Here is a 12,471-nt window from a genome sequence, read left to right as displayed (position 1 = left end):
CCGACCTGAGGGCCGCGCGCGACGTCCTGGACGCCGACCACCACGGGCTGGACGACGTCAAGGACCGCATCGTCGAGTACCTGGCGGTGCGGGCCCGCCGCGCGCAGCGCGGGCTGCAGGTCGTCGGCGGACGCGGTTCGGGCGCGGTGATGGCGCTGGCCGGTCCTCCCGGCGTCGGCAAGACGTCGCTGGGCGAAAGCGTGGCCCGGGCGTTGGGCCGCAAGTTCGTCCGCGTCGCCCTGGGCGGCGTGCGCGACGAGGCCGAAATCCGTGGGCACCGTCGCACCTATGTGGGCGCGTTGCCGGGCCGGATCGTGCGAGCGATCGGTGAAGCGGGATCGATGAATCCCGTTGTGCTGCTAGACGAAATCGACAAGGTCGGTTCCGACTATCGCGGCGACCCGAGTGCTGCGCTGCTCGAGGTGCTCGACCCCGCGCAGAACCACACCTTCCGCGACCACTACCTGGATCTGGACCTGGACCTGTCCGACGTGGTGTTCCTGGCCACCGCCAACGTGATTGAGAACATCCCGTCGGCCCTGCTGGACCGAATGGAGCTGGTAACTATCGACGGCTACACCGAGGACGACAAGGTCGCCATCGCCCGGGATTACCTGCTGCCCCGGCAGCGGGAGCGGGCGGCGCTGACCGAGGACGAGGTCGTGGTGACCGACGATGCGCTGCGCAAGATCGCCGCGGACTACACGCGCGAGCCTGGGGTGCGCCAGTTCGAACGGTTGCTGGCCAAGGCGTTGCGTAAGGCGACCACCAAGTTGGCCGGGGATCCGGCGCCGCTGACCATCGACGAGCCGGATCTGGTTGACTTCCTGGGCCGCCCCCGGTTCATGCCGGAGTCGGCCGAGCGCACGGCGGTGCCGGGCGTGGCCACCGGGCTGGCCGTTACCGGCCTGGGGGGCGACGTGTTGTACATCGAGGCCGGGGCGACCGACGGTGAGCCGGGTCTGCAGTTGACGGGTCAGCTGGGTGACGTCATGAAGGAGTCCGCGCAGATCGCGCTTTCCTACGTGCGCTCGCACGCGGCCGAGCTAGGTGTCGACCCCAAGGCGCTGGACCGGCGCATTCACGTGCACGTGCCCGCGGGCGCGGTGCCCAAGGACGGCCCGTCGGCCGGTGTCACGATGGTGACCGCGCTGGTGTCGATGGCGACCGGACGGCAGGTCCGCTCCGACGTCGGCATGACCGGCGAGGTCACGCTGAACGGGCGGGTGCTGCCGATCGGTGGCGTCAAGCAGAAGCTGCTGGCGGCCCAACGTGCCGGACTGTCAACGGTCTTCATCCCGGCACGCAACGAGCCGGATCTGGACGACGTGCCGGGAGAGGTGCTGGGGGCACTGGACGTGCGGCCCATGACCGACGTCGCCGAGATCGTGGCCCAGGCGCTGGAATCTGCGGCGCAGGCCGCCACGGTGGCCGCCTGACCCGCCACGCTGGGATAACGCTCGCCGCCCGGCGTCACGCTAGTGTGACGCCGGGCGTTGGCGTTGAATGGAGCTTGTGAGTCTCAAACGGCAATTAGTGCATCGCGTTCAGCGGCTGGTGGTCAATCCGGTGGGTCGGCAGCTGCCGATGACGATGCTCGAAACCACCGGACGCAACAGCGGACAGCCGAGGCGCACCGCGGTGGGCGGGCGCGTGGTGGACAACCAATTCTGGATGGTCTCCGAACACGGCGAGCATTCGGATTATGTCCGCAACATCAAATCCAATCCCGCTGTCCGCGTGCGGGTAGGCGGGCGATGGCGCAATGGGACGGCGCACCTGCTGCCCGACGATGACGCCGTGCAGCGGCTGGGCAACCTGCCGCGAATGAACAGCGCGGTGGTGCGCCTGATGGGCAGCGACCTGCTGACCATCCGCGTCGATCTGGACTGACGCCGCCACATCGGTCAGTCAGCGGGTCTATGGTCGGCGCATGGCCTACGACGAAGACCTGGCCAACCGGATCCGCGAGCTCCTCGGCACTGAGCCCGGCGTCGAAGAGAAACGCATGTTCGGCGGCCTGGCGTTTCTGATCAACGGCAACATGTCGGTGGCCGTCAGCGGCCAGGGCGGGCTGCTGGTGCGGGTGCCGCGGGAAGACACCGACAAGCTCGCCGAACGTGCTCACGTCAGCCCGATGGTGATGGCCGGTCGGGAAGCCCCCGGCTGGTTGCGCGTAGCGGCCGCCGGCGTGCAAACCAAACGCCAGCTTGGCAGTTGGGTCACCCGCGGAGTCGGTTACGCACGCAGCCTGCCGCCCAAGTAGCGTCCGGTTTGTTCGCGCAGGGCGCGGGTACGTGGATGCGTATGGACAACCGGGTGCGACGACTGCTCGCCGTTGCCGGCACGACCTATGCCGCTCAGGCGCGTATCACGATGAGCGACAAGCCGATGCCACTGTTTCAGCTCCTGGTCCTGTGCATGCTTGCCAGCAAGCCGATCGATGCGGGCATCGCCACGGCCGCCGCGCGTGAACTGTTCAAGGCCGGCTTGCGGACACCCAAAGCCGTGCAGGACGCGGACCGGCAAACCATGATCGACGCGTTCGGGCGGGCGCACTACGTGCGCTACGACGAGAGCTCTGCCACCCGGCTCGCCGAAATGGCCGACCGCGTTCGTGACGACTACGCCGGTGATCTGCGCCGACTGGGCGATCGCAGCCGGCACGACCGGGCGGCGGCCAGACGAATGCTGAAGGAATTCAAGGGAATCGGCGACATCGGTGCCGACATCTACCTGCGCGAGGTACAGGACGTGTGGACGTGGGTGCGGCCGTATTTCGACGAACGCACCACCGGCACCGCCAAGCAACTGGGTTTGCCCGCCGAACCGAAGGAACTGGGATCGCTTGCACCGCAGGCCAATGCGCGGCTGGCCGCCGCCCTGGTCAGGGCGTCGCTAGACGACGATGTGCGTCAGCGGGTTGCCGGCTGAGCGGCCCGTGACCATACGCATCGGTACCTCGGGGTGGTCGTACAACCATTGGGTCGACGTACTATACCCGACCGGAACGCCGTCGGGACGCCGGCTCGCCCGCTACATCGAGGTGTTCGACACCGTCGAGCTGAACGCGAGTTTCTACCGGTGGCCCCAGGATTCGACCTTCACCGGTTGGCGCCGGCAGCTGCCGGAGGGCTTCACCATGTCGGTGAAGGCGCATCGCGGGTTGACACACTACCGCCGGCTGGCCTCACCCGAGCCGTGGATCGAGCGGTTCGAGCGTTGTTGGGGTCTGCTGGGTGACCGGCACGGGGTGCTGCTTGTGCAATTGCATCCCCAGCAGCAGCGCGACGACGCCCGCCTGGATTCGTTCCTGGCCCTCATGCCCGAATCGATCCGCGTCGCCGTTGAACTGCGGCACCCGTCGTGGAACGACCCCGCCGTGTTCGAGTTACTGCAACACCGGCGCGCCGCCTATGTGGTGATGAGCGGGCTCGGGCTCGAGTGCATCCCCCGGGCGACGACCGACCTGGTGTACATCCGGATGCACGGCCCGGATCCGGAAACCAACTACGCCGGCTCGTATTCCGACAGCGACTTGCGGCGCTGGGCCGATCGAATCGCCCAGTGGGACGGCGACGGTAGGGACGTGTGGATGTATTTCAACAACGACCTGGGTGGCCACGCGGTCCGCAATGCGCTGGCCTTGCGCGAGCTTTTGGGTTGAGCGCGCACGAGTAGGCTGGAATCCTTCGAAAGATCGGAGCATCCATCATGGCCCGCTCGACCAGCTTCGTCATCATCGGCGGTGGACTCGCCGCGGCTAAAGCCGTAGAAGCGTTGCGCGACAACGACTTCGATGGCCACATCATGATGTTCGCCGACGAGGAGTATCTGCCCTACGAGCGGCCCCCGCTGTCGAAGGAGTATCTGGCCGGAAAGAAGTCGTTGACCGATTTCACCGTGCGCAACTCCGGTTGGTACCGGGACAACAACGTCGACCTACGGCTCAGCACCCGAGCCTCGGACCTCGACGCCGCCGGCCACACCGTGGGTCTAGCCGACGGCACCACCGTTCATTACGACAAGCTGCTGCTGGCGACCGGCTCGGCCTCGCGGCGTCCGCCGCTACCGGGCTCGGACGCCGCCCGCGTCCATTATCTGCGCACCTATGAAGACGCGGTGGCATTGAATTCCGTTCTGACCGAAGGGGCGTCGCTGGCCGTCGTGGGCGCCGGATGGATCGGGCTGGAGGTTGCCGCCGGCGCCCGTCAGCGCGGCGTCGACGTCACCGTGGTCGAGACGGCCAAGCAACCCCTGCTGGCCGCATTGGGAGAAACCGTCGGCGAAGTGTTTGCCACCTTGCATCGCGAGCACGGGGTGGATCTGCGGCTCGAGACTCAGGTCGAAGAGATCACCCGGGCGGACGGAGCCGCGACCGGTCTGCGGACCCGCGACGGGGCGACCATCGCGGCCGACGCCGTGCTGGTGGCCGTGGGCGCCAAGCCGAACGCCGAACTCGCCGAACAGGCCGGACTGTCCATGGGTGACGGCGGGGTCCTGGTCGATGCCTCGTTGCGCACCAGTGACCCCGACATCTATGCCGTCGGCGACATCGCCGCGGCCCAACACCCGCTCTTCGGCACCCGCATCCGCACCGAGCACTGGGCCAATGCGCTCAAGCAGCCCGTGGTCGCGGTGGCCGGGATGCTCGGCACGCCAGGCGAATACGCGGAGCTGCCATATTTCTTCACCGACCAATACGACCTCGGCATGGAATACGTCGGGCACGCGCCCAGCTTCGATCGGGTGGTGTTTCGCGGCGACGTCGCCGGGCGCGAATTCGTCGCGTTCTGGCTCGACGGCGACGACCGGGTGCTGGCCGGAATGAACGTCAATGTCTGGGACGTGCTCGATGACGTCAAAGCTCTGATCCGGTCCCAAGCCCCGGTCGACGTCGACAAGTTACGCGATCCGCGGTCGTCGCTGACCGATCTGCTCGGCTGACCGTCAACTGACAGTTTGCTCGGCGCCGGAGTCGTCAGCGCTGCGCTGCACCGGAGCCCACGTCCCGTCGATGACGTCGGGTGGGCATTGCACCTGCAACCGTTCCCGTTCGGTGCGGCGGCGCTTGATCCGCAGCCGCGCATCGCCGGGCAGCGTGACCAGTTCGTTGCAGGTCAAGTAGTACATGTCGTCAACGTCGTCGATCAAATCCGTTTCGACACGCAGGGAACCCAAGGCGCGCAACGTCATCCGGAGCTCATGTGTGAAGCGCATCGTGGTGTCGTGCGCCAGCTCCCGCGAGCCGCGGGCGCGGGCGGCCAACCGGCCGTCATGCGTCAGTACCGGCGCGGGCTGTGCGGCGGCTGCAGCCGCGGCGATCAGCAACATCGTCGGGTCGTCGGCGAATGTCGCGCTGGCCAGCTCGGCCTCCCCCGGGCCGCGGTGTCCGATCCGCGCGACGGCGGCATCCACGGCGGCTGCGGTCGTCGGCGACAACGCGCGAATGCTCGCGAGGTTGCCCTCCTCCGCCAGCGCACACAACGGCGGGTCGGCCCGCAGCGCGGCCGCCAACTCGGCGATCTCCGCGGCGACGAGATCGCTGTCGGTGATCATGCCCACCCCGGGCACACCGCGACGCGCCTGGCTACGCACCGGCGCCGCGGCGCTGACGCCGGCATCGATCAACCACAGTGCGTTGAGGATCCAGCCCTGGTGAATGCGGTCGCGCAGCAGCCGCAGCCGAACTTCCAGCACCGCCTCCGGCAGCAACGCCAGCTCGCCGGCACCGAGGTGCTCCGCTGTCGCGGCGGCGCCGTAGGCGCGGGTGTCGGCCCGCAGATGGCGCAGCGCAGCCACCGACCGTCCCGCGGCAACCGCCTTGGCGACCGAGCCGAGCGCGCCGCCCGCCAGTGCAGGCTCACCGAACGGCAGCGGATCACCGACGTGGGGCCGGCCGACCAGGGCGTCGCGGGCGACGGCCTCCTGGTCCCAACCGGGCAGCTGGGAGGCGGCGACCATGTTGACCGACACCCCGACGTAGGGGCGATGGCCGAACACCGCGATGGCCCTGCTGCCCCATTCCTCGTCGACCGCGCCGCCTAGCGCAAGCATCTGACCCAACATCCGGCTCGCGGTGCGCAGCCCACTGAGCTGCACGTCCAGCGTTATCGGCGTGAGCGGTCCAGGCAGCGCCTCGTTGAGGGCGGAGCCGCTGAAGACCGGAAACCGCGGATCGATCTGGTCGTCGAATTCGCCCTCGATGCCTTCGGGTGCCGCGTTGTGAGCGCTGTCAGCTGGCCGCCGGGGGTGTGCCAGCACCTCGACCGGGAGCGCGAGCCGTCCGCCGTGGTTGATCGCGCCCGCGGTGTCGAGCCGGCGGCCGACGAGTCCGCGCGCGGTATCGGCGACCGCGTCCAGTGCGTACCAGCCGAAATCGAACGACCAATCCTCTTGTGCCGCCGAAACATTCATTTCAGGAATCAGTTGTGACCAGCTGCGCACCCGATGCGGCCGGGATCGCGGGTCGGTCGCTCGCAGCACCCGCCATGCGGTGATCAGATTGACGGTGTCCGGGCTGGCGAGGTCCACGACACCGGTGCGGTCCGTGTTCAACGCCAGAACCAAAAAGCGCATCAGGTCGTCGAGGTGCAGCACCCGCATGGGCTGAGCCGAGGCCTTGGCGCGCACCAGGGTGGCCACGGTACGGCACACCATCCAGTCGAGTTGGCGACCGACCGGTGGTGCGATCCGGACGACCACGGTCGGGCCCCAGCTCGAGGCCACCAGGTCCTCGGCCGGTCGATACAGGTCAGGCAGGCCGGCGGCCTGCGACACGAACAGCAGCCGGGAACCGGCGCGGGCGGCCGCGTCGGTCACCCGCGCCAGGCCGTCCACGTCCGCGCTGCCGGGGACGGAGGGGTCGATGGGCGCCAGGTGGATCACCGCATCGGCTTCGTCGGTCAGCTCCCGCAGGACCCGGTCGCGCAGCGACGCGCAAACGAAGTCGACGTTGCGGTCCAGGCACGGATGGGGAAGCTCAGCAATGCCGGTAACCGTGTGCCCGGCAGCGATCAGCTGCCCAGCGACCAGCCGCCCGAGTGCGCCGGTGGCGTCGGTAACCAGGATGTGCACCTGGGCTCACCTCCCCCAACCCTCAGTCCTCAACAATAGGCAAGCAGGCATGGGCTACGCGACCGTTAGTCCGGTAACGGTTCGGCCACCTTGCGTGATGCGGTCGGCCGGGGCTATTGCAGCGTGGCGCTGCCGTCCGCGGCGACGGCAACCTTGGCGCCACCGATATCTTCACGCACCGATGCCTGCGCCGTGGCGCGATCGGTGACCACGGCCAGCGCGCGCGACCCATCGAACGTACGCACGGCCAGAAATGCCTTCTCGGGCTGGCCGTCGCGGTCGAATGGCGTCGTCCAGGCTTCGACGGTGCCGACGCCTTCCCACTCGACCACCGCGTCCGTCGTCGGCTCCCGATCGACGGCCGGTTGCGTGTCTTCCCAACGGAATTCGGCGGGCGGCTCGGTGCTGTAGACCCCGAAGCTGTGTTTGGTCAGGTAACCGCCGTTGGCGGTGATGAGGCCGCGCCGGCCCGGATTGGCCACCAGCAACTCCGCCATAGTGGCAATCGAATGCATCACGTAATTGCTCCAGGGTCCGCCCGCGAACGTCAGCCCCCCGGTGACCGTCAGTGGACGGGCGGGGTCGTCAACGCCCAACCCGAGCTCGGACGCCGCCACCTGAACCGCGGAGGGAAAGCAGGAGTACAGGTCGACGTAATCGATGTCGTCGATCCCCAAACCGGCCAGTTCCAGCGCCCGAGCACCGGCGATCCGGATCGCCGTCGAGCGGTGCAGTTCGTGGCGCTCGGCGATGGACGGGGTGTCGTGGGCGTCGGTGCCCGCGTGCGGAAACACCCAGCGCTCGGCGGGGATCTTCAGCCGCGTGGCCTCCCCGACCGAGGTCAGGACGAGCGCGGCGCCCTGGTCGACCATGTTGTTGGAGTTCATCAGCTTGGTGTAGGGCCAACTGATCATCCGGTTCTGCGGGCCCGCCTGGCTGATCTCGTCGGCGCCCGACGGTTTGCGGATCCAGGCGTTGGGGTTGTCCACCGCGACGGCATTGAACCGTGCCCACAGCGCTCCGATGCGCTTGAGGTGATCGCCGATCGACTCGCCGTTGGTGATCCGAAGCGCCTCCTCGAACATCGGGTAGACGTAGGCAGGCCGATCGAGGGAAATCCTGATCTCGGCGTCGCCGGCCATCGGGACGTCGTCACCGCTGATCTCGGCCATCGGGACCGAGTGGTCCTGTTCGGTCCACACCAGCTTGCCGCCCTTGGCCCGCAGCCCGCGCCTGGTGCGCCAGGTTTCGGCGCCGGCCAGCAGCACCACTTTGGCCCGGCCCCGCTGGATGTCCAGGCAGGCCTGGTTGACCAGCGACTGCGGCACGTTGCCGCCGACGGGGCTGTACAACGTGGTGAAGTTCCGGGCGCCGATTCGCTGGCCGAGCAACAGGCCCGGGTCCCGATACTGGGCCGACAGGATGTTCACGATGCGGATGGAATCCACGGCCTCGATCACCGCGGCACCACCCGCCTGCCGGGCCGCGGCCACCATCAGGTCCATCGGCTCGACCGAGCGGGTTTCCGGGTCGATCTCGTCGCGATGGTTGACCTGGCCATAGCCGATCAACACCGGGGTCCGGGGGTCGACGCTCATGGGAACGAATTTAGCGTGGCTATGGATCTGGCCGTTGTGGCGGGCCTCGCCGGGCGTCGTGCGCCGACCGCTAAGCGGTGTCGGTCGGGATGGACAGGACGCCGTCGTCGATCAGCCGCTGGATATCCGCGGGGTTCATTCCGAGCAGGCCTCGGCAGATCTCGGCGGTGTCCTGGCCGGGCAGGGGTGCGGGGGCCTGGCGGGCCGCCGGGATGTGGCGGAATGGCGCCGGCCCCGTCTCGGCCGGCAACGGACTTTCGATCAGCGGATGCACCATGGGGCTGTAGACGTTTCGCGCGATCAGCTGCCGGTCCTCGAGTATGTCCGGCGGGCGGTTCATCGGCCCGGCCGCGACGCCGGCCGACTGCAGCAGTTCGGCCGCCCGCAGAGGCGTTCGTGTGCGGGTCCAGCCGGAGACCAGCTCCACCAGCTCGCCGCGATGGGACAGCCGCGCTTCGCCGGTGGCGAAGCGCGGGTCGTCCGCCCACCCGGCATGGTCGAAAACCGAAGCGGCGCGGCGCCATTCATCGTCGGACCGGATCGAGATGACGCACCATTCGTCGTCGCCCGCGCAGGGGTAGACCGCATGCAGACTGGTGTCCTGGCGGATCTGAGCGACGCCCGCGGCCAGCGCGGCTTCGGTGACATACAGCGTGTCGAGCTGATTGACCACGACTTCGGCCTGCGAGACGTGCACGTGGGCTCCCCGGCCGGCCCGGTCGCGGTGGATCAGTGCGGCCAGGGCCCCGATCGCCGTGACCCGCCCCACCACGTGGTCGGGAAAGACCGTCGTCGCGTCGTAGAACCCGTGCCTGCCCGTGCCGGCTTCGCTCTCAGTACCGTCGGACGTCCAGAGCCGGGTGACCCCGGTGGTCGCGCGGACCAGTGGACCGTACCCCAACCGCGCGCTCCACGGCCCCGTATCGCCGAACGCGCTGCTTTCGGCCAGCACGATCCGCGGGTTGATGACACGCAGCTCATCGTAGGAAAAGCCCAGTGCTGTAAGGGTTCCCGGTTTGAAGTTGGCGAACACCGCGTCGGCCTCGGCCACCAGGCGGCCAAAGATCTTCTTGCCCTCGGCGCTGCGCAGATCCAGTCCCAATCCCCGGTTATTGCGGTGCGTCCAGGCGAACGACTCGCTGATGGCATCGCCGATCCGGGCCTGCCGCAATCCGTCCGGGTAATCGGGGCTTTCGATTTTGATGACATCGGCACCCAGGTCGCCGAACAAGCGGCTCAGCTCGCCGCCGGCGACGATGATGCCCAGATCGAGAATCCGCAGCCCGGCAAAGGGATAGTCGCCGAGCCGGCCCGATGACGACGGCACCACCGATGGATTGCCGCGCCAATACGGTTCGTCGTATCCCGCGGCCGGCACCGGCGTCCGAAAACCCGCACGCCGGCCGTCGACGACGAGATATCCGGTCGGCACGCTGGTGCGCACGCCCGGGACGAGTTCGGCGTCGGTGATGGCGCCCACCGCCTGGAAGTGTTCGGACCCCAGGATCCGTGCGGGCGTCAGCACCGCGGCGATCGGCACCCCGTTCGCCTGGCCGGCGGCGACCAAGTCCTTCATGGTCTGTCCGGCGAACAACTCCTCAATCAGCTGGCTGATTTGCGGCCAGGCCGCGAAGCGCGCACCGATCGCGTCGTACTTCGGGTCCTGAAACTCCGCCGGCTCCCCCAGCCAGCGCCGCAGGCCACGCCACTGCCGCGGCGCCATCACACACAACCGGACGTAACCGTCCTGGCACGGATAAATCGGGTACGCGTCCTGATTCTTCGGCCGGCCCCGCCACCGCCCGCTGCGGCGGACGCCGGCGGCGGCCTGCCCGTGCGCGCCGAACGCGGGATCGAGGGCCATGACGACGGCGTCGAACCAGGAGAAGTCGATGTAATCACCTGTGCCGCAGCGCAATCGGTTGTAGTACGCGGCGAGCGTGGCCCACGCCGCCTGAACGGCGGCGGTCGCCGACGCGATACCGTCCGGCGGCAACACCGGGGTGCCGATGGTGGGGCCGGACCGCGACAGTGCGCCACACATCGCGTACAACACGGGATCGGTGGCACGCCATGACGACCGCGAACCCGTCGCGCCGAAGTCCGTGATCGACAGCACCACCAGGTGGGGACAGCGCGCCGCCAGCTCCTCACCCGAGGTCCCGAACATGGCCCCGCGCTCGTCGGCGCCGGTGTCCACGACGATGTCGGCCTCGGCGGCCAGGTCCAAAAAGCGGGCGCAGTCCTCGTCATCGAACGGATCGAGCACCGCACTGCGCTTGTTGGCGTTGTGCACGGCGAACGGAATGCTGGCGCCACGCAGGGTGGGCAGCGCATCGCGTCCCAGGCAACCGCCCGGCGGCTCCACCTTGAGGACGTCGGCGCCCAGGTCGGCGAACAGCCGGGTGACCGCGTCCGCGACGCCGCTCGACAAGTCGAGGACGCGCACGGCATCGAGCAACCCGTCGGCCATCTGCACACCGTACCCGCCTGGTCAGGCCGCTACGCGACGGCCATTCCCTTCGTCGAGCGACCACCGCGACGGCCAAAGTGCCCGGTGGGCAAGCTGATTCGGTGTCTGCGCCATCGGCCATTGGGCAACGCTCACTCGAAGGTCCGTGCCGGCCCGGCGTCGGCTATCGTCACAGGCCGATCCGCCAGGCCCTACCCGTCGTCTCATGGAGGCATCACTATGACCGTGCACCTGAGCTACGTCGAGGCCGTCGTGGTCGGCGCGTTCCAAGGCGTCACCGAGCTGTTCCCGGTCTCCAGCCTGGGGCACGCGGTGCTGGTGCCGGCGCTGGTCGGCGGGCGATGGGCCCAGGACCTCAACGTGTCCGCCCCCAAATCGCCGTACCTCGCGTTCATCGTGGGCCTGCATGTGGCCACCGCCGCCGCGCTGCTGGTGTTCTTCTGGCGTGACTGGGTGCGCATCCTGACGGGGTTCTTCACGTCGCTGCGCCATCGGCGGATCCAGACGCCCGACGAACGGCTGGCGTGGCTGATCGTGGGGGGCACCATCCCGGTGGGTCTGGCCGGGCTGGCGCTCGAACAGCTGTTCCGCACCACGTTGGGCAAGCCCGTCCCCGCGGCGGCCTTCCTGTTACTCAACGGCATCGCGCTCTACGTGGGCGAGGTGCTTCGCAGGCGCATCGCGCCCACTCCGGGTGAGCCCGCGGTGGCCGGCGACGAACCCGAACGCGGCGACGAGGCCTCCGACCATCGGCTCGCGCAACTCCCCCTGGCCCGCGGCGTGGTGATCGGTGCGGCGCAAATACTCGCGCTGCTGCCCGGTATCAGCCGTTCGGGGATCACCATCGTGGCCGGCCTGTGGCGGGGCTTGTCGCACGAAGACGCCGCCCGCTTTTCCTTCTTGCTTGCGACGCCGATCATTCTGGCCGCGGGCGTGTACAAGATCCCGGAACTCTTCGGGCCGCTCGGTGCCGGAATCGGTGGCCAGGTGCTGGCCGGCAGTGTCGCCTCGTTCATCTGCGCCTATCTCGCCGTGCGCTTCCTGACGCGGTATTTCGAGACCCGGACGCTCACGCCGTTCGCGATCTACTGCGCCCTGGCCGGCGGCGCCAGCCTGGTCTGGTTTGCCCTGAGCTGAATCGTCGGGCCGCGCGGGCGCCCAGTCCGCAACCGCGGCAACGGGGATTGTTGCGCGGGGCGACTTCGAGTGCTGTGCTTAGCCCGTTGTCTAGTTGACACCCGTCAAGAATCTGGAGGGGACCGGCATGGCAGACACGGCTTCGATTGGCCACAAGGTCCGCGGCAAGGTCGTCGTGATCACCGG

Annotated in this window: 10 protein-coding genes; 7 read left to right on the top strand and 3 right to left on the bottom strand. The window is 68.6% G+C overall.

The annotated features are described in order from the left end of the window. The 6 genes from lon to VFW69_RS22570 all read left to right on the top strand — a co-directional run. Positions 1–1,439, top strand: a 1,439-nt coding sequence (lon, locus tag VFW69_RS22595; RefSeq protein WP_526504802.1) for an endopeptidase La, incomplete at its 5' end; no start/stop codon positions are given. Positions 1,440–1,506: 67 nt separating this feature from the next. Further along, entirely contained in the window at positions 1,507–1,893 is a 387-nt protein-coding gene (locus VFW69_RS22590) for a nitroreductase family deazaflavin-dependent oxidoreductase (RefSeq protein ID WP_526504800.1), read from the top strand. 40 nt (positions 1,894–1,933) lie between these two features. Further along, positions 1,934–2,266, top strand: coding sequence for a TfoX/Sxy family protein (locus VFW69_RS22585; RefSeq protein ID WP_526504798.1), 333 nt, complete (start codon positions 1,934–1,936; stop codon positions 2,264–2,266). Between the two features lie 41 nt (positions 2,267–2,307). Further along, positions 2,308–2,934 (top strand): HhH-GDP family DNA glycosylase, encoded by a 627-nt coding sequence (locus VFW69_RS22580; protein ID WP_526504804.1) that lies wholly within the window; start codon positions 2,308–2,310, stop codon positions 2,932–2,934. 7 nt (positions 2,935–2,941) lie between these two features. After that, positions 2,942–3,667: a DUF72 domain-containing protein gene (locus VFW69_RS22575; RefSeq protein ID WP_526504796.1), complete on the top strand. Its 726-nt coding sequence runs from the start codon at positions 2,942–2,944 to the stop codon at positions 3,665–3,667. 47 nt (positions 3,668–3,714) lie between these two features. Next, positions 3,715–4,947 (top strand): NAD(P)/FAD-dependent oxidoreductase, encoded by a 1,233-nt coding sequence (locus VFW69_RS22570; RefSeq protein ID WP_526504794.1) that lies wholly within the window; start codon positions 3,715–3,717, stop codon positions 4,945–4,947. A gap of 3 nt (positions 4,948–4,950) precedes the next feature. On the opposite strand, the gene VFW69_RS22565 is transcribed toward VFW69_RS22570, so the two are convergent. From VFW69_RS22565 to VFW69_RS22555, 3 genes are all read right to left on the bottom strand, one after another. Continuing rightward, a complete protein-coding gene (locus VFW69_RS22565) occupies positions 4,951–7,077 on the bottom strand; it encodes an NAD-dependent epimerase/dehydratase family protein (protein WP_526504792.1) in 2,127 nt (708 codons plus the stop codon). A gap of 113 nt (positions 7,078–7,190) precedes the next feature. Beyond that, positions 7,191–8,675, bottom strand: coding sequence for an acetyl-CoA acetyltransferase (locus tag VFW69_RS22560; RefSeq protein ID WP_526504790.1), 1,485 nt, complete (start codon positions 8,673–8,675; stop codon positions 7,191–7,193). Between the two features lie 70 nt (positions 8,676–8,745). Then, complete coding sequence (locus VFW69_RS22555; RefSeq protein ID WP_526504788.1) at positions 8,746–11,154, bottom strand: CaiB/BaiF CoA transferase family protein; 2,409 nt, start codon at positions 11,152–11,154, stop codon at positions 8,746–8,748. A 213-nt stretch (positions 11,155–11,367) separates the two neighbouring features. On the opposite strand from VFW69_RS22555, the gene VFW69_RS22550 reads away from it, so the two are divergent. Further along, positions 11,368–12,285: an undecaprenyl-diphosphate phosphatase gene (locus tag VFW69_RS22550; protein ID WP_526504786.1), complete on the top strand. Its 918-nt coding sequence runs from the start codon at positions 11,368–11,370 to the stop codon at positions 12,283–12,285. Positions 12,286–12,471: the final 186 nt, after the last annotated feature.

This window comes from Mycobacterium sp. (assembly GCF_036273375.1).
GTDB lineage: Bacteria > Actinomycetota > Actinomycetes > Mycobacteriales > Mycobacteriaceae > Mycobacterium.
The sequence above is the reverse complement of the archived record's forward strand: the minus strand, read 5'-3'. Positions and strand labels throughout refer to the sequence as shown.

Coding starts and splice junctions, on each gene's coding strand:
- VFW69_RS22590 (WP_526504800.1), top strand. CDS start 1,507: ATGGAGCTTGTGAGTCTCAAACGGCAATTAGTGCATCGCGTTCAGCGG.
- VFW69_RS22585 (WP_526504798.1), top strand. CDS start 1,934: ATGGCCTACGACGAAGACCTGGCCAACCGGATCCGCGAGCTCCTCGGC.
- VFW69_RS22580 (WP_526504804.1), top strand. CDS start 2,308: ATGGACAACCGGGTGCGACGACTGCTCGCCGTTGCCGGCACGACCTAT.
- VFW69_RS22570 (WP_526504794.1), top strand. CDS start 3,715: ATGGCCCGCTCGACCAGCTTCGTCATCATCGGCGGTGGACTCGCCGCG.
- VFW69_RS22560 (WP_526504790.1), bottom strand. CDS start 8,675: ATGAGCGTCGACCCCCGGACCCCGGTGTTGATCGGCTATGGCCAGGTC.
- VFW69_RS22550 (WP_526504786.1), top strand. CDS start 11,368: ATGACCGTGCACCTGAGCTACGTCGAGGCCGTCGTGGTCGGCGCGTTC.